The organism is Paenibacillus sonchi (assembly GCF_016772475.1).
GTDB lineage: Bacteria > Bacillota > Bacilli > Paenibacillales > Paenibacillaceae > Paenibacillus_AQ > Paenibacillus_AQ sonchi.
The window spans coordinates 3,869,557-3,892,981 of the sequence record NZ_CP068595.1 but is presented as its reverse complement, the minus strand read 5'-3'; the positions used below and the strand labels follow the sequence as shown (position 1 = coordinate 3,892,981).

Here is a 23,425-nt window from a genome sequence, read left to right as displayed (position 1 = left end):
ACGCAGCCGTTTTTAATTACCCGGTCCCGAGCTTAGTCCTGCGTCCCAGCCCTTCCCAGGATATCGTTCGCATCCCGCAGCAGATAGGAAGCGGCTTCGGACTGGATATGCTTGCCGTTTTGGGCCTGCACCTGATGAATGAAGGCCTCCACTTGACCGTGGTCCAGTTTCGTGCTCAGACTGTTCGCAATGCCGTGATTGTCAATCCACGATTTTTGCCTGAACAGGCTGACCAGCGCTTTCAGTGAATGAACGTCGGCATAGGTTGAGAACGTCACTGTGCGCTCCTGCGTGTTTCCCGCGCCATCGCTGGCGGACACGGCCAACGTGTGGCTGCCAAGATCCAGCGTGTACAGCGGAACCGAAGTCCCCTGCTCTACCGCTTCACCATCCAGCAGCGCAGCGGTCTTGCCGTCAGCCACCCCGGATATGACATCGGCGGCGGTCCACGATAATGTCAGCGTTTCCGTGCCAGCATAAGCTCTCGCGGCCGGCTCCGCAACGGTTAGTTCAGGGGCGCTGCCATCCAGCTTGAAGCTCAAGGTCTGGATGTCGCCCGTATTTCCGGCGGAGTCAACCGAGCGGTACTGTACCGAATAGCGGCCATCCCGGCTGAAGGTTATCGGCCCCTGGTATGGCAGCCAATCTGTACCGCCATTTACGGTGTATACAGTGTCAGTCACACCAGAATCCGTATCTGAAGCTTTCAGCTCTATTGTCACCGGGTGTGTATACCAGCCGTCCGAACCGTCAGGAAGTGCAGGGGTCATAACGGCTGTAGTTACGGGAGCGGCCCGGTCAATCATTGTAAACTTGACATCGTCAATCCACATTGCGCTGAAGCCGCCCACGTAGAAACCTACCGTTCCTGACGGGTTATGGGCAGAATCTGTACCATCCAATCTCAGTTCACCGTTCACATATACGCGGATGCTGGAACCCTCGGCCAGAACACGGATGTTGTATTCCGTATCCGGCTGCAGGTCTGCGGCTGCAAAATTCTTGGTTTGAAGCACCGTCCAATTCGGACTGTACAAAATCCACTGCGAGGTGCCATCCGCCAATTTTTTGTATGCGATCTTGCCGGAGTTGCCGGAAGCGGTACGGTCATACACATAAAATGTACCCGCCTCCGGCATGTCCGCTGGTGTTTTTAGCTTGAAGGTCAGATCGTAGTCCGTAAAAAGCTTCGGATGAAGCGCGGAAGCCCCCTTCAGTATTTTGTACATTTTGTTTCCGTTCACCGTCACAATGCTGCGGTTCGGATCTACCGGCCATCCGTTCGCTCCTGAATCGTAATCCGTGAAGTGAAGGATATTCGAAACCACGATCCGGGCTGAGGCTGAAGCCGACGGATTGACGGACGAGGCAACGGTTACCACAGCCTCCCCTGTGCCCAGAGCCGTGACGGTTCCGTTCCCATCGACAGAAGCGATCTCCGGATGGCTGGACTTCCAGACAACAGCACGGTTCTCGGCGTCCGACGGGTCGAACTGGACCTGCAGCTGCTGCTGCTCATTCATCACCATGTTGACGCTGCTCTTATCAAGCAGCAAGCCAGCCACATCCTTTGTCGGCACCGTAAATTTGATGTCGTCGAACAAGAGATAGTCGAAGCCGCCGGCGTAGAAGCCGACTTTGCCGGAAGGATTAGAGGTCGGATCAGCGCCCTTCAGCTTGAGCTTGCCATCCAGGTAGACACTGATCTCGTGGCCCTTGACAATGATCTTCATGTTGTAGACGGTATCCGGCAGCAGGTCCTGAGTGGCCAGCGTATTCTGCTTCACCGTACCCCAGGCCGCATTATAGAGAATCCAGGAAGAGGTTCCGTCGGCCAGCTTCTTGTATCCGATTCTGCCTCCGCTGCCGCCCGGATTCAGCCGGTCGAACACATAGAGCGTCGCCGATTCCGGGATCGCCGGAGGCGTCTTCAGCTTGAAGGTCAGCTCGTAGTTGCTGAAGTCGTTCTCGTTCAGCGTTGTCGCACCCTTCAGCAGCTTATACATATGGTTGCCGCCGTCAGTCTCCACAATGGTCCGGTTCGCATCCATCGGCCAGCTGTTCCGGCCGTTCTCAAAAGTCGTTTCATCCATTATCCCGTCTCCGACCTCGACCGTCACCTGGACTTCGTCCTTCAAGAGAGGGTTGTCTGCGGAGGCCGCCGTGATGACTGCATTCCCCAGATTAACCCCCTTCAGCTTGCCGTCTGCGTCCACCTTCACTACGGAAGGATCGCTGGAGGTATACTGCAATTTATTATTCGTTGCATTCCAGGGAAGAACCGCCGAGTACAGGGTATATGATTTTCCGATACCCAGAGTTATCGCATCCTCATACAGCACGACTCCTTTGACAGGGATCACATCCGGAGCCAGATAAGGGCCGGCCTTGCCTATGACTCCCATCTCGCTGAAGGGAATCGTCTGGAAGCCGGGAATCTTTTGGAACACCTCGGCATCCGCCTTCAGATTCAGATCGCCGCCCGCCAGGTTTACGAATCCCGGATCGCGGTCCGTCACCCAGTTGTTCGCGTATTGAACCAGTTTTAACTTATCGTAAGCTCCATTCTCATTTAAGTTGGGGCCTCTCGTTTTGGTCGGATTGTAGATCACATTGTTCTGGAATGTGTTGGTGTCAGGATAATACCGGTTCTCCGTGAAGAAATCGGCCAGCTCCGGGTACTTGGTCAGATGCGGCATGCCGGCGAAGTTGTTGTATTTTTCGAACAAGGCATGCCACGGCTGCATATAGTTTTTGTTGATCTGCTGCTCCGGTCCGTCACCCAAGTACATATCCGAGTACTCATAAGGAACCTTGGAATCAATAAAGAGGTTGTTCTTGGTGCGGATATGCGATCCGCCGTTGTTCAGAATGGCGGAATTGCCCATCCGGTAGAAAATATTTTGTTCAATCGTCATCCCCATCGTGAAATTGTCCGGATAGACACCCTGCACACCGGCTTTGCTTTCCCCGATATGGTGGAAGTAATTCCCCCGGACGACCGAACCCCGCTCCTGCGGCGCAGCGCCCAGATTCATGTAGATCGCGCCGAGATCCGAGAAGGTTTTGCAGACATCATAGATGTTGTTGTATTCCACTACCTGGTCGTTCCCAAAGATCAGAATGCCGGGATGCGGGGCATCGTGAATTTCATTATGGGAAATGCGGTTGCCTGCTCCCGTCAGAATCACAGCAGGGTTGTACGCTTTATGGTAATAGGCAAAATCATGGATATGGCTGTTCTCCACCACATTATTGCCTGGCGCAAGCGTCAGCCTGTCCCCGCCGTTCAGTATGACTCCCGTTCCTCCGACATGATGGATATGCGTGCTGACAATCGCATGGTTAACCCCTGTGCCCTTGGCGAAGTCATTGTACAGCCAGCGGCTCTGGGTATTGATCCGTACGCCGCCTTCGGTGAAGTTGCGGATTTCGCAGTGCACCAGCCGGACACTGTCGCCGCCCATGATGACCGCCCCCGAATCCCGCCCATTCTCCAGAATCAGATCCTCAAAGGTGACAAAAGACGTATTTAACGTACTGATCATGGGGGTCTTCAGCATGGACACGGTAATTTCCGGATTCGCCGCCTGGAAGGCTGCTGTGGGCATGAAATACAGCTTGCCTTTGCTCCGGTCAATATAATACTCTCCCGGCATGTCGATTTCTTCCAGCAGGTTCTGGGCGAAATGGAAGTCCGGGTACCAGTTTTTAAAAAGTCCGCTCATCTCCCCGTAAGCCAGCGTGATGGACTTGTTCTGCGTATCAATCGAAGCGATTTTGTTATATGACCATTCCCAGCTGTAACCGAAGATCCCGTCCAGCCAGATATCATCCGCCTGGGTCCAAAGATCAGGCCGTTCATAGGTGTACGTAAAGGTGCCTCCGCGTGTCTGCAGATCAGCATCTTTACGGGTCGGACCGGGGTCAATAATATTGCCCATCTGGACCGTCCCTTTGTTGGGCCACCGGGCCAGGGTCATCCCTTCGCCTTCGATGTACAGCTCCATGGGCGGAGTCTGGCTAACATCGTTGGCTTTGTAATATCCATGGCGGCTCATGACCCCGTAATCGGTAATGCCATGCCCCTTCAGGTCTGCCTGCAGAACTTTGGATCTTGCGTCTGTGCTGATGATCCGGTTCAGGACCGACGGGTCTGTCACCGGGGTGAACCACCCTTTCTGGAGCTGCCGGCCACCGCTCAGCCTCACGGATTCGCCAGGATAAGCCTTATAGGTAACCGGTTTGTCCGCCGTCCCCGAATCCTGCTCCTCCAGCAGGAAGCTTCCGGTCCGGTTGTATGTGCCGCCCCGCAGATACACGGTAACGCCGCCGTCAGGCAGCCCTGCGCCCTGCTTCAGCTGGCGGATGGCATCTCTGGCCTTCTCCAGGGTAAGGAAGGGCTTATCCTTGGTCCCTGAATTGGAATCGCTTCCATTTTCAGATACATAATAGACTGCTTCGGAACTGTGTGACTCCTCTGCTTGAATCGCCGCGGCCGGGAAACATCCTACTATTAACGCAATGATCGATAAGACAATGAACGTTCTTTTCTTCATTTTATTTACATACCTCCTTATCGATTGGAGTATCTGAAAGGGAACCGTGAGGTTCCCTCGAAGCGGAGCTTACCCTTTCACTGAACCAATCATCGTTCCTTTCTCAAAGTATTTAAGCAAGAACGGGTAGAGAACAAGCACCGGCAAGGAGCATACGATCACTGATGCCATCTTCAGACTCTCCGGTGCGGGAGGTGTCAGATTCGTAGCTGTAGTGAACGGGTCCAGCTTATTCTCAATGAGAATCTGCCGGACGACTTGCTGCAGCACGTACTTCGACTGATCGGTGACATACAGCAGATTATCCATAAACGCATTGATGTGGTGAACGAGCGACCAGAGCCCAATCGTCACCAGGGACGGGATGGAGAGCGGCAGCACAATGCGGAACAGGATCCGCATGTCCCTGGCTCCGTCGATGCGGGCCGCTTCGATCAGCGCATCCGGTATGGACCGGAAGAATGAGAGCATCACCAGAACCTGGAAGGCATTAGCTGCCGTAGGCAGTACATAAACCCACCGCGAATTCAGCAAATGCAGTTCTTTGATGAGCAGATAGTTCGGGACGATGCCCCCCTCAAAGATCATAGTGAACAGTATCAGCATGATCAGGACACGCTTCATAGGAAAATCCGGGCGTGACAGCGGATAGGCGGCGCAGACGGTGACCAGCAGCGTCAAGAGCGTTCCCACTACCATGCGGAACACGGTATTGGCATAACCCGACCAAATGAACGGATATTCCAGCAGCTCCCGGTATGCCCTCCATTCGAAGTCCCGCGGAAAAAAGTGAAATCCGCTCCGGAGCGCTTCCCCGCGTCCGCTGAAGGAAACCGCCGTAACATGAATGAATGGGTATACGACGATCAGCGCGAGCAATGATAACACCAAATAGATGATAGCGGGTGTAATAAGATCCTGCCATTTTCTCGTCTTCATGACTGACTTCCTCCTGCTCCTACCATAATCCGTTTTCCCCTTTGCTCAGCTTCTTCACGGTCAGATTGGCACCCAGAATGAGCACAAGTCCCACAAGCGACTTGAACAAGCCGATAGCTGCTGTGTAGCTGTACTGGAATTGCTGCAGGCCGACCCGGTAGACGTAAGTATCAATGACGTCGCCCGTTTCAAAGGTGACCGGGTTAAGCAGATTGATGATTTGTTCAAAATTTGCACTTAAGAAACCGCCGAGGCTGAGGATGAACATTATCGATACGGTAGGCATGATCGACGGGACATTGATCCGGATGATCCGCTGCCAGCGGTTCGCCCCGTCGATGATGGCCGATTCCTGAATTTCCGGGTTAATCCCCGACAAAGCGGCGAAATAGATGATGGAACCCCAGCCCAAGTCTTTTAGTATGGAGGAGCCTACGACGATGGACCGGAAATATTCCTTTTTGCCCATGAAGAAGATAGGCTCCTTTCCGAACCAGCCCATGATGTCAGCCATAATCCCTGTAGTCGGCGACAGAAAATAGATGAGCAGACCCGACATGATTACCCAGGAGACGAAATGGGGCAGATACATCGTCGTCTGAATGAATCTCTGGAAATACCGGGAGCGGACCTCGTTCAGCAGAATCGCCAGAATAATCGGAGCCGGGAATGCAAAGACCAGCTGATAAAAGTTCAAAAGCAGGGTGTTTTTAAGAAGACGGTAAAAGTCGCTGCTCTGAAACAGTTCCTGGAAATGCTGAAATCCTACCCACGGACTCCCCCATATTCCATCCACGACCTTGAAATCCTTAAATGCAATGACCACGCCATACAGCGGACCATATTTAAAAACAATGAAAAACGCAAAGGCAAACAGAAACAGCGCCAATAATTCTCCATGCTTTCGTATGGTTTTCATCTTACACTCCCCTGAAACCCTATTTATTTTTTGAATTGAGCCTGGTACATCTCGTTGGCTTCTTTGGTCAATTCATCGCCGCCTCTGGATTTCCATTCCGCAACGAACTTATCAAAATCTTCGAGCGGAATTTCACCGCTGATGATCTGGGCGAAATATTTCTGCATCAGTGAAGTCAAGTCGTTTTTGTATTTCCCGTCGGAAGGCAGCGCCGAGAACAACAGCGCATCCGTCTGTCTGGGAGCGGAGGAATAGGTTTTGATCGCTTCATTCAGAGCCGGATTGGAATACTTCTCGCGGTATGCCTGCGTCGTGATGTTGCCGAGCGAGAAGAGCCGGATGCCGGCCTGGTCGCGTTCCTCTGCCTTCTCGAAGCCGGCCTTAAACTGGGTGGCTCCTGAAGTCGCCCCGCTCTCCGTAAAGTCCCAATGGGTTCCCTTCACCCCGAGGCTGGTCATATTGATGGTTTCTTCGTCAGTGCTCTCTGCCCTCAGAATCTCGAACAGTTTGTTGAGCTTCTCCGGCTGGTCCTTCACTTTGTTGCTGATCACGATAAAGTTGCTCTTCACTCCCCAATCCCACGAGCCGTCGCCGCCGGGACCCTTCGGATTCTTGGTGAACACCAGCTCCGCACTCGGATTCAGGGACTTCATTTCCGTCACGGTCGCTGCATCCGGGAGCGCACCCTTAGCAATCTGCTCCTCGATCACACCGATCCGGTTATTGTAGAGTTTTTTGCGGTAGGAATCCTGGGTATCGGTGATAAATTCAGGGTCAATAACCCCGTCAGCGAACCACTGCCGCAGCTTAGCCAGGGCTTCCTTCGTCTCCGGCATGACAGAGCCGTTCATGATCTCCCCGTTCTTCTCATGCCACATCGTCGGCTCTACACCGAACGCACCGAAGATGGAGTAGAAGCCGGATGACCAGGTGGAGGTTGCCGTACCTGTCAAGCCGTACGTATCTTTTTGGCCATTTCCGTCCGGATCCTTCTGTGCAAAGGCATAGATGGCCTTCTCGAACTCATCCAGCGTCTCGGGAGCCTTCGTTATGCCTACCTTATCCAGCCAATCCTTGCGCCAGAGCATCCCCAAATCATATGGCTTCAAATCGATGAACATGGGGATGGCCCATAGCTTATCGTCAATAGTCACCGTTTGGAACAGCGCATTGTTTTTTTCAATATCCGCGTAATATTCCGGCATCTTTTCCTTCAGCATGTTCTGGTCCAGGTTCATCAGGACGCCCTGGTTCTGATATGCCGTCACATTGGCGGGATCGCCAAGCATGAAGATATCGGGAACTTCACCGGAGGCAATACTGGCATCAGTTACCTTTACCGGCTTGATCTTTACATTGAACTTCTCTTCCAGCCACTTCTGGACTTGGGAGTTTTCTACAACCCCCGGAGCCTGGAGATGGATGCCCCAGGTAATTTCCACCGGAGCTTCTGCTTTTGTTCCGGCATTTGCGCCTGCACTGGCATCCGGTGCCGCCGCATTGTTCCCGCCGTTGCCGCCGCAGCCGGCCAGCAGGCCCGCTGTCAACATTGCGGGTAGAAGGGTTTTGCTGACTTTCTTGAGTTTCATCACTGGTAGTCCCCCTATTAAAACAAGTATGTTCACCGCCATGTTCACTTCCGCCCGGCTTTGGTCCGGGTGATGGTAGCGGTTACAACATTTACGATAAGCTTCTCCGCCAAAGTACACAATCCTCTGTTTCGATTCTTTTTATGTTTTTGGCCACTTCTGCGGCTGAAACCGCATTATGTTTTTCTGTTTTTTTAATGTTTTTCCGGCTTCCCCTTCCCGGAGGACACTTCTGTGATATAATCCCCATATTGATGTTTTGTTTTTGCCGCTTGAATTTGAAAGCGTAATCATCTTAAGAAGTGGAGTGAGTGCATTGCCGGGATACCGCTCGATCAAACATAACACGATGTTCGTCAAGCTGCTTCTTTCCTTGACCGCAATTGCCGTGATCACCGTCATTCTCATCTCCACGGTCACTTATTCCATTTCGGCGGACAACAGCATCCAGAATGCCATCGCATACAATGAATCGATCCTGACCCAGCAGCAGGAGCTTATTCACAAAGAGCTGACCGCGATCAAATATGCCGCCTCCGGCATGATCACAACCCAGTCGTATCTGTACCATACTAATGGCAGCCGCAAGCTGAGTGTAAGCTCCATGATTGATTTATCCAATTTTGTGGAGGCGCAGAAAAAAATCAGTCCCTACATTGATTCCATCTATTTGTATTACGCTCCTTTGGAGCTTGTCCTGACATCGCGTCCCGAAATCCGGACCTCTCCTATCTCCACTTTTGCCGACCGCTCCTGGCTGGAAGTCTGGAAGCAGCAGTCCGACAACCGCACGCTCTGGTTAACCGGACGGATGGACGGCTTCGAGCCGGATCAGCCTGCCGCCAGCCTGCTGCAAAAGATGCCGTTAATCGGTCAGGTGAACGGCGCCATCGTGATGAATCTGAAGCTGCAGCTGCTGTTCGATGACTATTTGAGCCATTACCATAATAAAAAAGGAGCCACTCTTGTATTAGGGCCCCATTCTGAGCTGCTCTATTCCGATTCTGCTGACGGGGATTCCCTGCTGGCGCAGCTGGACCCTGCCCGCCTGACCGGCGGAAGCGGCTACTATATGGATGATTCCGACCGGATCGTCTCTTACACCACCTCGGAACTGACAGGCTGGAGATTCGTTGATATCACCAAACGCTCCAGCCTTCTGCAAGGGATGGACCGGATCAAGTTCATTGTCGTCACTGTTGCGGCTACCTACCTGACGGTGGCATTTGCGATTTCTTTTTATTTGTCCAGAAGATTGTACCGCCCGCTGCAGAGCGTGATCTCCTATATCGGCGGTTCCGAGGCCGGCCATCGGGGCGGATCAGGCGGCCCCCTTCCCGCCGGCGACGAAGCGGGCTTTATCCGTCATATCTATGATCAGCTGGTCCGCAACTGGGAAACCCTGATGACGGAGAAGCGGAAGGTGGATTCCCTTCTGACCGATAACCATACAGCGATCAAGGAGAAATATTTGAACGGCCTCATTCAGGGAGACAGCACGGATCAGGCAGCGGAGCTGCTGGGGCTCCGTCTGGATTTCACCCGGTTTGCCGTGCTGACCCTTGAGCTGGAAGAGCCTTATCCGGTAAAAGGGCCTGACGGTATCCAGTTCTATCTGTTCCGTTACGGGCTTATGGAAGAGCTTGGAGCCGATATCGACGGCGAAATTTTCGCCAAGGATGACAAGAGGACCGTTATCCTGCTGAGCGTTCCTCCGGCGGAAGACGATTTCCCGCTGGAACAGGCCAAGCGGCTGAAGCAGCTTCTGCTGACCCGGTACAGCATGAACGTGACCATTGCCGTCAGCCGGAATTATAGTGGTGAACAAAGCGTGTGCTCAGCCTACGAAGATACCCTGGAAGCACTCCATCTGAAAATGTACATCGGCAAGGGGGAAATTCTGCCCTACGGCATCCTGGGCGATTGGAAGTCACAGGAAGAAGCTTATTATTATCCGTATGAGCTGGAAACGAAGCTGCTCCAGGCCTTGCTGCAGACAGACAAGGAGCAATGCTTTGGTGCCATCCGGCAAATCACCCGGACGGCGATTGACAGAAAGCTGGGGAAGGCGAATATCCAGCAGCTGTTTTTTCAGCTGAGCGGGGAGATCATGAAGACGCTTGTCCAGACCCGTGGCGACATGTCCGCCGTCTTCGGGGACAGACCGGCTTACGCAGATGTGCTGTCGCGTGCGGAAACGCTGCCGGATATGGAAGAGTGCCTGCTGGACATGTGCGGCAGAATCATCGCCTACCACAAGGAGAAACGTTCGAAGATGACGGATGTGACCCTGCAGCTGGCAACGGATTATATGGATGTCAATTTTAATAAAAATATTTCTGTAGACACGGTTGCTGAACACGTGCAGCGCAGCTCCTCCTATCTAAGCCGTATCTTCAAGGAGTCTACAGGGATGACGATTAACGATTATTTAATCCAGCTGCGGATCAAGCGGGCCATGGAACTGCTGCAGCTCGATCTGACTATCGAGGAGATCTGCCGGGATGTCGGGTATGCGAATGTAAGCTATTTCAATAAGATCTTCAAAGCCCGGACAGGGCAAACTCCCGGACAATACCGGCAGCAGCAGGCAGCAGACCGGCTGCTCTCCCAGGGAAGGAGCAGGCGGAATAGCTGCTGGCCTGCTGGCATCACTGCCGCAGGGCAGCGCCGTTCTTCACGGAACGTGCAGCCGCTTCCGGATTTCATCCTCAAGCGCGAACAAAAACGGCTGTGCCGTCCTCCATGGGACAACGCAGCTGTCTTTGGTTCTAGCGTTACCTGGAGAACGACTCCCCGTGAATCCTACGGCAACTTTTTAAGTGGAAAAAGGTTAACTAATTTGCCAGAGTACCCTATCCTCGGGCAGATGAAGTGGAAAAAGGGACACTAATTCGGCTTATTTTACCATTGGACCAGAAAAGTAGCCCAATTAGATTTACTTTTTCCACTTAACTCTCAGGATTTCTTAACTTCCGGAAAAATAAGTTCCCTTTTTCCAACTAGCACCTGCGAAGAAGCCGGTAAAGACGGATCGCCCTATTCCTTCGCGATCGATCCGCAGCCGTTACGGACAGGAGAGCCGTTATGGATAGAAGATTCGGCTATTCCGCAGGACTAACGGACTGAGATGCCTTTATTTATCCCTTTCCCCTTCATTCCAGGCTCCATCGAACGTTATAACGTCGCCTGAGTCCGTAACTGCTGAAAAAGTAAGATTTTTGGCAAAATAAGGTCCCCTCAGTCCGCTTCAGTCCGCTGATGGAGCCCTATCCTCCTGCATCGCGGATATTCCTGTGAGGCTCCCGGTATATCCATATTCTCCCACACTGTATTACAGTTAAATAAGGGGGAAGTCAGTTCCCCCAAAACATATAAATTCTTATCTTTCCAAAAAACCCGGCACCGTATCTTACAGTGCCGGGGGCTTTTCAAGCGGAACAGGCCGCATCATTCTGCGGGCAAAACATCGATATGCGCAAACTGCGAAAGATCCTCTACGAAGCCCGGATAGGAAACGTTGATACAGCCGCAGTTGCGGATGATCGAAGGCTCATCCAGGCTGCTGGCCAATACAGCTGCGGTCATGGCGATCCGGTGATCACCACAGCTGTCTACGGTGGCAGGCGATAGAGGCCGGCCGCCATGAATGACCATCTCGTCTTCACTGCAGGAGGTTTCCACGCCAAAAGCTTTTAGCACCCCTGCGGTGGTCTGAATCCGGTTCGTATCCTTGTCTCTTAATTCCCCGCAATCGCGGATCACAGTGTCCCCTTCCGCAAATGCCGATACCGCTGCCAGCAAAGGAACTTCGTCAATCAGGCTCTGTATGCGCCCGTTGCCTTCAGCTAAGACAGAGGACAACCGGGTTCCCGGTGTGCAGTAGATATCTGCAACCGGTTCCCCGGAGATCAGCTCCGCTTCCGCTTGCAGCGTTAAATGAAGTCCCATCTCTGCAAGCAGCCGGATAAATCCGCTCCGGGTTGGATTGACACCCACCTGCTTGATCAGCAGGCTGCCCTTGCGCTCCGCTCCCCGAATAGCGTATGCAGCCAGCAGAAAAGCCGCCGAGGACATATCACCCGGAACCATTACATCCTTGGCATAGAAGGCATTCCCTCCCTTCAGGAAGGTAACATCGTTATCGGATTGAATATCTATGCCGAAATAATGCATCAGGCGTTCGGTATGATCCCGGCTTTGGCAGCGTTGCCGGTAACGTGTGATTCCCTCTGCGTATAATCCCGCGAACAGCAGGGCTGACTTTTCCTGTGCGCTGAATACAGTGGCTTCCATGTCTATGGGGGACAACGGGGACGCTCCCTGAATCCGTAAAGGCAGGCAGCCTTTGGCCCCAAGATATTCAATCACCGCCCCCATGTCCGTCAGCGGCTGAACAACCCAGTCCATGGGTCTTGCCGAGAGCAGTGCGTTCCCGCCCAGTTCCGCTGCAAAGGACTGTCCCGCCAGTACAGACAACATTAAACGGGCCGAAGTGGCCGTATTCCCGACCTCAAGCCTGCCAGCCGGTGCCTGCAGGCCCCGCAGCCCTTTTCCATGTACGGACAGATCATCCCCATTCCATGCAATCCTTACACCCAATTGGCGCAGAATCGTGATGCAGCTCTCAATGTCACGGGAACGCAGCACGTTGTACACCGTACCCTGGCCTTCGGCGATAGCGTTCAGGACAATGGCCCGCTGGGAGATGGATTTGTCTCCCGGAACCGAATGGAATTCGAAGGAGCACACCTCCCGCTTCGCCTTAATCTGCAAATCACATTTGGCCGGCAGGCCGACCCTGTTTCGGACCAATCCCAATTCTGATCACCTCGTCATCGGAAAGTATTTGCGAATAATCCATATCTCTGCCGGGAGCCAGCGGAATCCGCCGGCCGCCCATCGCCGCATAGCTGCGGTACCGCTGCCGTTTCCGCTCCAGTCCAAGATTATTATCAAACGTGTAATCGACCAGCTGGGCCGCATTCCGGCGCACCGCAAGCTCAAGCAGGCGGGCCCCTGTTTTCGTCCGCACCATTACCGTGGAGGATGCCTTAGCAGATATTCCTTCTTTGCTGGAATCAAAAATATTGGGATCTCCATCCGAAATCGAAATATCGGCGATCCCTGACCACCAGTCCGGGCAAGCGAGGCAGCGGAAGGTTTTGAACTTTTTGAATTCCTCCACCAGCCGGTAAAAAGGCAGATAATACTCCTGCCCCTGCCGGGTCCTGACCATGAATTGCCCCGGATATTGCCCCTCCCGGTAGCGCATCACAGCAACGTCAGCCAATTCAATCCCCAAGATCTCCGTAATCAGATGCTCGGTACCGCCCAGTGAGGTGTTGGAGGCGCATCCCAGCTCAATCGTGAACGCTACTTTGTCTGCCAGCACAGAGGACGGCAAGTGCTCCGGCAGATTCAGCAGCTTGTGGATTCCTTGAATCTGGCAAGGCACGCCTATAATGCCGATCTTGTCATATCTGCTATCCTGCAGCAGATCCAGGTTGGGAGTGATGCAGTAGCTGGTCTGCGCACACTCGATAATCCGTTCCACCGAATCGGCCAGGTAGGCCTTCGGCACCCAGGGACGCTCCTCATCTCTCCCCACAACAATCACTGCGTCAGCAAGCTTCTCCTCCAGTGCGGTAGCCGCCAGGATCGTTCCCGCCCCGCCGGCTGCCGCCCGGCCGAGAATTTCCGGGTCCGCCGCCGATAACTGATGGGTAGATAAATAGATACCGGTCCAGCGTTCAAGCTCCGAACGGTTGCGGCCAAAGATGCGCCGCTCGGATTCCATCACACCTGTATCATAGCCCGGACACACCTCCGAGCAGAGATTGCAGCTGCCGCAGGTGTCCGCCGCCTGGCTCTCCAGACCCTGAAAAACCGGAAGCGAAACGGAATCGCCGTTCATCGCAAGCAGGCCTTGGGGACATACTGCAGCACACAATCCGCAAGACGCGCAGAGCGATAGATCAATAATCTCTTCCTTGAGCGTTATAAAAGATGTCATCCCGGCATCTCCCCTTCCTTATAATCTCACGCCGCTCAGCGTGGAATAGACTTCTCCGGTTCTGTCCGCAATGGGCTGCCAATCATACCGCAGCAGAACTTCCCTCCGGGCTGCTTCCGCAAGCAAGCTTCCCTCATCAGAATCACGGAGCAGCTGCAGAATCCGGGCCGCCAGCATGCCAGGGTCTCCGGGCACGCTGGTGAGTCCGGTCCGCCCATGCTTAACAATCTCGGCCAGCCCTCCCGCTTCTGACACAATTACCGGTGTACCGCTCCCCATCGCTTCCAGCGCCACAATGCCGAAGGGCTCATACAAACTGGGAAATACGCAGACATCGGCAATCTGGAGCAGAAAGCTTTTCTCCTGGCTGTCTACGAAGCCGGTGAAGCGTATGCTTGTCCCCAGCCCAGCCGCACTGTCCTCAAGCTCGGCGGACATCGGTCCCCGGCCTGCGATAATACAGGTGCAGTGCGGAAATTCGCGCAGCACCTCATGCATACTTTGCAGCAGCACCTGTACCCCTTTTTCCTTCACCAGTCTTCCAATGAACAGGACAATCTTGCCGCCATCCTGCGCGTAATGCTCCCTTCTGAAGGAATGTGCCGGAATCAGCTCCAACGAACGGAGATCAATGCCGTTAGGGATAATCTCCGTCCTAGACTTGTCAAGACCATGCACAGTGCAGACCTCCCGCTGCATATGCAGGCTGCATACAATGACCTTGTCTGACGAAGTGACCAGTTCATGTTCGATGGCATGATTCGTGTGCTGCTGAGGCGTGAACAATCCCTGATTCCTCCCAAATTCTGTAGCATGGATCGTTGTCACAAGCGGTAATCCCAGCCGCTGATGCAGCAGAAGGGCGGCATAGCCGACCAGCCAATCATGCGCGTGAATAAGATCGAGCCTTACGTTCCCGCTGAGCCGGGAGGCAACGTAATCTACAATTGCCAGATTGAACTCAAGCACCCAATCCTCGAAATCGGTCAAGTTCTCATAAGAATTCACACGGTGCACGTATACGCCGTTCTCCACTTCCAGAACGGGCCGTCCCGGGGCGCTATTGGTAATTACATGGACCTCGGCCGGCCCGCAGGCCAAATGCCTGGACAATTCATAGACATGCGGGGCCATTCCTCCGATCACCACAGGCGGATACTCCCAGGACAGGATTAAGACAGATGTGCTTGATTGCATAGGTTGTCCCCTCCGAATCTCTCAATGTGCAGAAAGTGAATACCCCGTGAAGAATTCCCACCATGTATTTTGCTCCAGCAGCGGAGGCGAAGCATGATCTCTTTGGAAGGAGAACCAGTCCGAATACATCGGGCTGCCGTCATCACAAATAAATAACACATTAGATCTCAAAATTGGTACAAACGTTTGCACTTTTTTAATAATCCCTAAATCCGCGTAATAGTAGCGGCTGCCCGGCCCGGGAACCCGCATCTCCAGCGTTTGCCCGAGCGGCCTGTCCACCGGAAACAGAAACTGCGCAAATTTGTTCTCGGAAGAGAGGGTGGTTAGCCGGACAGCCTGCTGCAGCTCAAGCCAGCTGCTTTTAAAATGCCAGGCAATCAGTCGTCTTCTCTCTTCATCCAGCGCAGTTTGAAAGGTCAGGTGTGTTCCGTCAAACTGCAGTCTCTCATCCATATGCAGCATCTCCTTCGGACAATTGAAAGGATTCTTGGCAGCCTCCCTGCCACTCCGCTATCATTTCGGATACACCCTCCGCAGGCGTATGAAGGCAATGAGCCTCTCCCTGCTCCAGGCGCACCATTCCGGAGCCGCTCCTAAACATAATTTTGAACTCGATCCGGGAATCCGCCGGCAGGCTGACATCGCAATACCAGGTTGGATACCGGTAGACGATCTGGTTGTAAAATGGCCCTGCCGCCCTCTCCGCCTGCCAGGCTCCAAGCTCATACACATTCCCCGTCACATAGACCCGGGTACCATAATCAGTGTGTACGGTCTTGAGCACCAGCGTTCCGTCCGCACCTTCAGTTCTTCCGGGAGCCGGAACTTCTGCCCCCCTTCTGTCAGACCCTGTACAGGATGTATGCCTGCCGGAACCGCCGGGCGGTCTGGAAAATATCCTTAAGGAGGCTGGAGTAAGCACCTTGCGGCAGGGAAGTAGTCAGCGGAGGCAGGATTTGCGCATTGTCTTCCTGGTTAATTAGGATCAGTGCCACATCCCTCTTGCAGCTGCGCTCAAATACCGCCTGCGGGTTCATTTGATCCAATCCGGCAAGGTCATACAGGTTGCGGTACAGCGAATCCTCGGCATCCCGGAACGCGGTGCCGCCATTATGCAGAAACACACGCTCCATATCTCCCGAGTACGCTGCTACCAGCCGGCCCGCACGGTATATTGCACCATTCTCCATGTAATCTGGCCGCAGTTCCAGTGCCGGGGAGGTATGATTGGACGTAAAAAATAATTACTTTCAGTCCATGCTCATGCGTTAGTGCTCAGCAGGGCTCTGAATGTATCCATTGAACCAAAATAAGGATTAGGCCGGAGGAAGTCTCTGGGCCAATATCCATGATAGGAGGCTGTGCCTTCCTCATCCTCCATACATACATGAATATTCTCTGCCGGCTGGGAGATCAGGATCGCACTGAACCCCATGTCCGTGAGGTATCCGTCCTGAATCCTGGCAATAATCCCTGCCCAGTCGCCGCCGAGATATTTTCGCAGATTGCCTGCACCGGAACAGCTCCGCCCGAGGACGGCCTGCGGGATTGCCTTCACAGAACCGGTCGGTGACAATCTGATAGATGCATTCACCAGGATGCAGCATAATTACTCACCGGAACCGGCCGGAATGGCATCCGCTTCCTCCAGGAGAAGGTTCAGCGCCGCTTCCGCCTGTTCGATGAAGAGGACATAAATTTGAAATTTCTGTTCCAGTTCAAGCTTCCGGGCCATTCTCCGTTCGTGGGGATAGATTTCGTATTGCCCGTAAGAGGTTTCCAGCTTATCCGGCAGCAGCAGGGCAAGCGGCCGCCTGGAGTAGATTCTTAACATTTCAATTGCATCATGAATGGCGCCGTCATCATCATAACCGGCAATCAGCAGAACATATTCCGGATCAAATGCCCGCAGCATCGCATATCTCAGGGAATTGAACGCTATATTCATAGTGGGAAGAATGGAGCTTTGCCCCGCCATAATGATCCAGTCACTGCCGCTGTCCTGGGCCTGATGAATCACTGTGTCGATATAGTACGGATACTGCTCCAACGGGCGTTGTGCCAGGAACTTGAAGATATCCCCTTCAGGCTGCCCGAACAGGAACCCGGTCGGCTCTGTGATGAAAGCTGTCGCCGGAATGCCCTCCGCTGCGAATTGCCTGTAAAGATTCATCTGCACGGTAAACTTCCCGATGCACCCCCGGGTGGCAAAAATCCCGACTCTCTTAATCGACCTGGGACGGGAAAACATCAAGGCTTCCTTTTGGAACTGTTCCAGATAGCGCTCAATATCCGTTCCGCCCGTGCCATAGCGCTTATCCATCTCCTGAAAAAGCTGCTCCCGGGGACTGTGAACCACATCGATCTGTATTTGCTGCTCCGCCATCCAGTCCAGGGTAGCCCGGTCATAAATTTCATGCACACTGATCACCTTTAAGCCCCGGCCGGATGCGTATAAGACCAATTCCCGCCATAATCCGGCAAGATCATGTTCAGCGAATACACTTGAATTCCCGCCAAAAGTGGTGCCGGGATCATTCAGAATCAGGGTGTCCGCGTCCTTCAGACCGTCCGCCATTGACGAATGGATCAGAATCCCCGAATGCTTCCCGTCCACCTGCGCTCCGGCATCCTGCCCGTCTTCCTCCACAAAGTCGATGACCGATACGATCTCGACATCCAGCAGGTCACGGAAGCGCAGCAGGCCCTGCGTGATTTTATTGAAGGGATACAGTACAACTCTCTTCATATTCGCCGCCTCCCCCCGGATCATAATCTGACAGTCTTTTTATAGTTAGCCAGCTTGCCTGCCAGCCTGCCAATGTCCAGCACCGATTCCACATGCGCGGCATCAAAGCGGCTGCGGATTTCTTCCTTGCGCTGCTCTATTTCTTCAGGAGTCTTCGAGATGTATACTCCAAAATCAATTTCGTATTTATCCGGGATCAGAATGGCAAACGGCCGGCTGGCATTACCGTAAATGCGGAGAATATCGAGGCTGTCCCTGATCTGCTCATCATCATCGTAGCCTGCAATCAGGATCGTCAAGTCCGGCTGCAAGGCCCGTAAATAAGAGACTTTGGTCGCTGCAATCACGAAATTCTCATTCGGGAGCAACGAGCCTTGACCTGACAGCAGGACATAATCACAGCCTGCGCTCTCCGCTTCCCGGACAGCTGCGTGAATGTAGTACGGATATTGGCTCAGCGGATTATGGGCAATAAATTTCATAATATCACCGCCCGGTTGGTTGAAGAGCGCAGCCGTAGGCTCGGTTATAATCGCCTGTACCTTCTCTCCTGCCTGCCGAAGAGCCCGGAACAATGACATTTGAGCCGTGAACTTCCCGAGGCATCCTCTTGTTGCGAATATCCCCACCTTGCAAATATTGCGGTTATAAGCGGTTATTTGTGCGTCTATATCAAAATAGGATAAATAAGTGGCTACTTCATCTCCAGGGGAAGGAAATATATATTCTGTATGGAGCCGGTGCTGCAGACTTGCGGGGATTTGCGGTAGAATCTCAATCGTAATTCCATTCTTAAGCAACCAATCCAGGGTAGGGCGGTCAATAATTTCGTGCACACTGATGATCCGCAGCTTATGCTCATGGGCAGAGGCAACCAGCAATCTCCACAGCTGACTGAGGTTATGCTCACCATATACGCCTTCGTTATTCCCAAATGAAGTTCCCGGATCATTCAGAATCAGGGTATCCGCTATGCCGAACACCTCTTCAAAATTGTCCGTGATTGGGATTCCTGCCGCTCGGCCTTCCACCAGTTCAGCGGCGTCCTTACCCTTATGCAGGACAAAATCAACAACCGCCCTTACCGTAAAATCTGTTAAATCCCTGAACCTGATGATCCCTTGCGTAATCTTGTTGAAGGGATACAACACCACATTGTCCATGCATAACCGCCTCCCGTAATAGAGTAAAGGATAGACAACAATCGGTAGACTTAACCGATTAAGCTGATACTACAATAATTTACATATTATATCAATACCAAGAAATAAAAGGTTTTTTATGACACGAATTTCGAGGATTGACTCCCGGCCTAAGCTAATGTTAATCTTTAGGAAATTGACAGATAGGAGATTGGATTGTTGAAAAAAACAACTATGAAGGACATCGCCATCCGTGCCAACGTATCCGTTGCCACCGTAAGCTATGTGCTGAATCGTGTGGATAATCAGACCATTCCTGAGAAGACACGCCGCCAGATCCTGCAGCTGGCCGATGAGCTGCATTATATTCCGAATCTGGCAGCCCGTTCACTCGCCAACCAAAAAACCGGTCTGGTAGGTGTATTGGTCCACAGATCCAGGCAGTTGCCATACTGGAAGCTGCATGCCCAGCTCGCCTTCATTCATACTTTGGAGCAGCGGCTTACAGCAGCCGGGTATCATACGCTGCTCTATTCTCTGGATACCGGCAACCCATCGCTGGACATTATTGTAGAACGCAAGCTGGAAGCCGTATTTCTTATTGATGCACAAGACGCCTCCTTCTACTCGATTTCCAGACACTTTGTCGAGGGCATTCCCCTGATCCTGATCGACAGCATGATTGAAGATAAGCTGTTCAAGCAGGTGGTATTCAATTACCGCTCAGCGCTTGAAAAGGCTCTGCCGGGCGATTTGTCGCAGGTCTGTTTAATTATGGAGAGCTTCAATAATTCACTTCTAACCCGCTATATCCGCAGCTGTGTTCCTCTGCCGGACGATGCTGTCTTCGAGATCCGCGAGCTTCAGGATTTGTTTCCGGCGATGGCTCACCACCGCTTCAAGCAGGCGATTGTGATCAATGAATTCATTGGCAGCTATGTGGAGAAGTCTGGAGACTTCGAGCATCTGACCGTAATCTGCACCTGCAATTCCCCGGAAATGCTGGGGGAGCGTGTAGAGAAGATTCTTTTTCAGGGAAACAAAGCGGAGGTCGCATTTGAACTCATGCAAGAGCTGTTGTACCATTCGGACTACTCCGAGCAAGAGAATAACTGTTATTATGTAGACTAAATTTTTTTTGACAGTCAACTTAAACGTTTAAGTTGAAAGGAGGATAAACATGACAGAACCCGTTATAGCCAGCCAGGCAGCCCCTGCGGTACACTCCTATCCAAAACTGTGGGCCAACAAAAAATTCATGCTGCTGCTCTGCTCTTTTTCCATTTCCCTGTTCGGCAATACCTTTCACAGCATCGCCCTTAGTCTCTGGGTGCTCCAGACCACCGGCAGCGCCAAAATGGTGGCTGTACTGACGATTATTAACCTGTTGCTCAGCTCGCTGCTCGGGTCCATTGGAGGAACGTTCGCGGACCGGACCAACCGCAGAAAAATCATGCTGGTTACAGATCTGGTCAGCTGCTCACTGGTAGTCATCCTTGCCCTCGTCATCTCTGTTCCTTCCGCTTCCTTCATTATTGTAGCTGTGCTTACAGCGCTAACTACGGTGTCAGCCCTTTTCCAGTCCCCTGCCTATCAGTCCTCCATTGTCACCGTTGTCGGCAAAGAGCATGTCCAGCAAGCCGTTGGCATGCTTAACCTGTCGGAGAACATCTGCCGGACGGTTGGCTTTTCCGTAGGCGGAATCTTCGTAGCGGCTTTCGGTGCGGCAGATGCTATTTTATTCGACGGAGCCACGTTTCTGGTCTCCTTCCTGCTCGTTCTTGCTGTCCGTTCCCTGCCGATGCCGGCACGCGCCAATCCAGAGCCCCAACAGAAAAAGAAATTTATTCAGGACCTTGGAGAAGGCATACGTTATATCTGGAAATTCCCCTTTGCCAAGGCAGTCATCATTATGCTTCCGACGCTCACTCTATTCTTCATGCCCTCAATGATGCTGACCCAGGTCATGGCCGTCAACGTCTGGAAGTCCAGTCCCTTTCAGTTCGGACTCATGGAAGCCTGTATCCCTCTCGGCTATATGATCGGCTCAGGCCTGATTATGATTCTAGGCTCCAGAATCAGACGGCGGGGATTACTCATTATGACCGGCCTGCTCTGTCTGGGCCCGATGTATATCCTGTTATCCTTCATCACTTCTGCGGCCGCAGCCATTCCCGTCGTGCTGCTGATCGGATTCATGTTTTCGTTCTGCACACTCCTTATCAATATCATCCTCAGGCTGGAAATTTCCGAAGAAATCCAGGGCAGAGTTTTTGGCGTACTGGGGTCAATTATGAGTGTAGCTCCATCAATCGGCCTATCCGTTGTCTCCTATCTCTCGGATCATTTCAGTCCCGGCCCTGTTATGGGGTCCATCGGACTGCTGCTGCTCCTGTTCGCCTTATATACCTCCACTAAGCTGAAGATCATTCGAGGATATAAGTGAGTTATTAATAAGCTATATAGGCTCCAAACCCAAAAAACCTGGCTCTCAAGATTCTTCACTCCTTGAGAGCCAGGTTCTCCGTATAGGTTGGCAACGGCCGCCCGGGCGGCTGTCATCCTTTTACCGCTGAGCCTACCGTCATGGCCCGCTCCACCTGATCGCTGAGAAGCAGATAGACCAGGACCATCGGAAGCGATGCAATAGTCATGACCGCCCCCATTGCTCCCCAGTCGGTACTGTACGAGCCCTGGAAGAAGAGCAATCCCAGCGGCAGTGTCTTCATGTTCTCGTCCGAGATTAGAATGTACGCCAGAGTGAACTCATTCCAGTTGTTCAGGAACTGGAAGATGGCAATCGTTGCGATGGCCGGCAGCGCCAGCGGCAGGATGACCCCGAGAAACAACCGGTAAATGCTTGCACCATCGATGCAGGCTGCCTCTTCAATTTCCCGGGAATGCTGACCAGGAAGCCGTAGAACACCATGGTTGAGAACGGAAGGCCGATGGCAATGTAGGGAATAATAAGAGCCCCATAGGTGTTGGTGAGATGGAAATCCCGGACCAGCAGCGCAAGCGGGATCATAATCACCTGCAGCGGCATGAACATACCGACAAGCATATAAGTTCTGACAGCCGAGCGGAATCTCCACTGCATCCGGGCCACGGCAAAGGCGAACATAAGCGCCAGAAGCAGAATGAAGAGCGTGGATATGATGGAAACGACAAAGCTGTTCCAAAAGTAACGCGGAATATTGAACTGCGTCCAGGCATTGATATAGTTCTCGAAACGAAAATGAGTCGGCAGGCCAAACGGATTGGTGACGAAAATTTCGTCATTGTTCTTCAGGGAATATGAAATCATCCAGAACAGCGGATAGATGGATACGGCAAAATACAGCCACAACGGAATTTGCAACAGGAACTGCCCGATGGACCGGAATGTTTTGGGGCTCATATGGTTTATGGTTCTCCTTTCCATTATGCATTCTGTCCACGGTCGAACACCTTGTTGATTACAACCGTCGCAATAAGCGAGATCAGCACCAGCAATACCGATACAGCGCATGCGTATCCGTAGTTGCTCTCCATAAAGGCATACCGGTAAATCATGAAGGTCATCGTGTAGTTGGTGGTGCCCGGGCCTCCATTGGTCATGATCAGCATCTGTACGAACGCGCCGATCCCGGAGGTGATCGCGATGGTGAAGCAGAATTTATACGTTTCCCGCATCAGCGGCAGCGTAACATGCCAATGCGCCCGCCACTTTCCGCAGCCATCGATGGTCGCGGCCTCGAAGTAATCCTCCGGAACAGCCTTGACACCGGCATACAGCAGGGAGAACTGATAGCCCATAAACTGCCAGGCGTTTACAAAAGCGATGGCAATGATCGACTGTGTCGGTGAGCTCAGCCAGTTCTGCCGGTAGGGAATATTCAACAGCTCGAAAAGCTTATTCACAAGACCGTTGGTCGGGTCGTACATGGCGATCCACAATTGGCAGACAACCGTGACCGACAGCACTACGGGTATGAAATAAGCAGTCTTCAGCAGCTTGCGTCCGCGGGTCCGCGGATTGGCGCAAACGAGCGCCAGTACCGTACCAAGTCCAATCTGGAATCCAGCCAGCACCAGGGCAAAGATCAGCCCGTTTTTCAGGGAAGTTGAGAGCAAAGGATCGTTAAACAGCTCGCGGTAATTGGCAATTCCGGAGAAGGCTGCCGTGCTCAGCCCGTCCCAATCGTAAAAACTTCTGACAACGGTCTGCAGCACAGGATAAATAAGGATCACGCTATATAACAACAGGGCAGGGAGCAGAAACAGCGCCAGCGCCGATTTATTTCCCAGGTATTTATTCATGCGGTTCTTT

General features: G+C 52.7%; 19 protein-coding genes. 3 read left to right on the top strand and 16 right to left on the bottom strand.

Going from position 1 to position 23,425, the window contains the following annotated elements; translation table 11 throughout:
• Nucleotides 1-32: 32 nt before the first annotated feature.
• The 4 genes from JI735_RS17255 to JI735_RS17240 form a co-directional block, all read right to left on the bottom strand.
• Entirely contained in the window at nucleotides 33-4,559 is a 4,527-nt protein-coding gene (locus JI735_RS17255) for an OmpL47-type beta-barrel domain-containing protein (RefSeq protein WP_202676231.1), read from the bottom strand.
• 69 nt (nucleotides 4,560-4,628) lie between these two features.
• Entirely contained in the window at nucleotides 4,629-5,498 is an 870-nt protein-coding gene (locus JI735_RS17250) for a carbohydrate ABC transporter permease (protein ID WP_020432009.1), read from the bottom strand.
• A 19-nt stretch (nucleotides 5,499-5,517) separates the two neighbouring features.
• Nucleotides 5,518-6,417, bottom strand: a complete 900-nt coding sequence (locus tag JI735_RS17245; RefSeq protein WP_039833695.1) for an ABC transporter permease — start codon at nucleotides 6,415-6,417, stop codon at nucleotides 5,518-5,520.
• Nucleotides 6,418-6,440: 23 nt separating this feature from the next.
• A complete protein-coding gene (locus JI735_RS17240; RefSeq protein ID WP_039833694.1) occupies nucleotides 6,441-8,006 on the bottom strand; it encodes an extracellular solute-binding protein in 1,566 nt (521 codons plus the stop codon).
• Nucleotides 8,007-8,313: 307 nt separating this feature from the next.
• On the opposite strand from JI735_RS17240, the gene JI735_RS17235 reads away from it, so the two are divergent.
• Nucleotides 8,314-10,899, top strand: a complete 2,586-nt coding sequence (locus JI735_RS17235; RefSeq protein ID WP_202676230.1) for a helix-turn-helix domain-containing protein — start codon at nucleotides 8,314-8,316, stop codon at nucleotides 10,897-10,899.
• Between the two features lie 557 nt (nucleotides 10,900-11,456).
• Here JI735_RS17235 and aroA read toward each other — a convergent pair.
• From aroA to JI735_RS17190, 9 genes are all read right to left on the bottom strand, one after another.
• On the bottom strand, nucleotides 11,457-12,827 hold the full coding sequence (gene aroA, locus JI735_RS17230; protein WP_083886469.1) for a 3-phosphoshikimate 1-carboxyvinyltransferase: 1,371 nt from the start codon (nucleotides 12,825-12,827) through the stop codon (nucleotides 11,457-11,459).
• Nucleotides 12,784-14,022 carry a Coenzyme F420 hydrogenase/dehydrogenase, beta subunit C-terminal domain gene (locus JI735_RS17225; RefSeq protein ID WP_039833685.1) on the bottom strand — a complete coding sequence of 413 codons (1,239 nt, stop codon included), beginning with the start codon at nucleotides 14,020-14,022 and terminating at the stop codon, nucleotides 12,784-12,786. The genes aroA and JI735_RS17225 overlap by 44 nt, the downstream gene beginning before the upstream one ends.
• 18 nt (nucleotides 14,023-14,040) lie before the next feature.
• Nucleotides 14,041-15,219: a glycosyltransferase family 4 protein gene (locus JI735_RS17220; protein WP_051051576.1), complete on the bottom strand. Its 1,179-nt coding sequence runs from the start codon at nucleotides 15,217-15,219 to the stop codon at nucleotides 14,041-14,043.
• 21 nt (nucleotides 15,220-15,240) lie between these two features.
• A complete protein-coding gene (locus JI735_RS17215; RefSeq protein WP_039833684.1) occupies nucleotides 15,241-15,675 on the bottom strand; it encodes a hypothetical protein in 435 nt (144 codons plus the stop codon).
• Nucleotides 15,668-16,006: a carbohydrate-binding module family 20 domain-containing protein gene (locus tag JI735_RS17210; RefSeq protein ID WP_039833683.1), complete on the bottom strand. Its 339-nt coding sequence runs from the start codon at nucleotides 16,004-16,006 to the stop codon at nucleotides 15,668-15,670. Before JI735_RS17210 ends, JI735_RS17215 begins: the two co-directional genes overlap by 8 nt.
• A 58-nt stretch (nucleotides 16,007-16,064) precedes the next feature.
• Entirely contained in the window at nucleotides 16,065-16,412 is a 348-nt protein-coding gene (locus JI735_RS17205; RefSeq protein WP_039833682.1) for an alpha-amylase family glycosyl hydrolase, read from the bottom strand.
• Nucleotides 16,413-16,483: 71 nt separating this feature from the next.
• Entirely contained in the window at nucleotides 16,484-16,816 is a 333-nt protein-coding gene (locus tag JI735_RS17200; protein ID WP_157771277.1) for an alpha-amylase family glycosyl hydrolase, read from the bottom strand.
• Nucleotides 16,817-16,831: 15 nt separating this feature from the next.
• Complete coding sequence (locus JI735_RS17195; RefSeq protein ID WP_039833679.1) at nucleotides 16,832-17,971, bottom strand: DUF1611 domain-containing protein; 1,140 nt, start codon at nucleotides 17,969-17,971, stop codon at nucleotides 16,832-16,834.
• A 20-nt stretch (nucleotides 17,972-17,991) separates the two neighbouring features.
• Entirely contained in the window at nucleotides 17,992-19,134 is a 1,143-nt protein-coding gene (locus tag JI735_RS17190; protein WP_039833677.1) for a DUF1611 domain-containing protein, read from the bottom strand.
• Between the two features lie 198 nt (nucleotides 19,135-19,332).
• Here JI735_RS17190 and JI735_RS17185 point away from each other — a divergent pair, with 198 nt between their 5' ends.
• Both JI735_RS17185 and JI735_RS17180 read left to right on the top strand, forming a co-directional pair.
• A complete protein-coding gene (locus JI735_RS17185) occupies nucleotides 19,333-20,244 on the top strand; it encodes a LacI family DNA-binding transcriptional regulator (RefSeq protein WP_039833676.1) in 912 nt (303 codons plus the stop codon).
• A 49-nt stretch (nucleotides 20,245-20,293) separates the two neighbouring features.
• Nucleotides 20,294-21,559: an MFS transporter gene (locus tag JI735_RS17180; protein ID WP_039833675.1), complete on the top strand. Its 1,266-nt coding sequence runs from the start codon at nucleotides 20,294-20,296 to the stop codon at nucleotides 21,557-21,559.
• Nucleotides 21,560-21,671: 112 nt separating this feature from the next.
• Here JI735_RS17180 and JI735_RS35930 read toward each other — a convergent pair whose 3' ends face one another.
• From JI735_RS35930 to JI735_RS17170, 3 genes are read right to left on the bottom strand one after another with little or no spacing between them, the layout of a single operon-like run.
• Entirely contained in the window at nucleotides 21,672-21,962 is a 291-nt protein-coding gene (locus tag JI735_RS35930; protein ID WP_233475928.1) for an ABC transporter permease subunit, read from the bottom strand.
• Nucleotides 21,893-22,513: a carbohydrate ABC transporter permease gene (locus JI735_RS17175; protein ID WP_233475927.1), complete on the bottom strand. Its 621-nt coding sequence runs from the start codon at nucleotides 22,511-22,513 to the stop codon at nucleotides 21,893-21,895. Before JI735_RS17175 ends, JI735_RS35930 begins: the two co-directional genes overlap by 70 nt.
• 23 nt (nucleotides 22,514-22,536) lie before the next feature.
• Nucleotides 22,537-23,415: a carbohydrate ABC transporter permease gene (locus JI735_RS17170; protein ID WP_020428886.1), complete on the bottom strand. Its 879-nt coding sequence runs from the start codon at nucleotides 23,413-23,415 to the stop codon at nucleotides 22,537-22,539.
• Nucleotides 23,416-23,425: the final 10 nt, after the last annotated feature.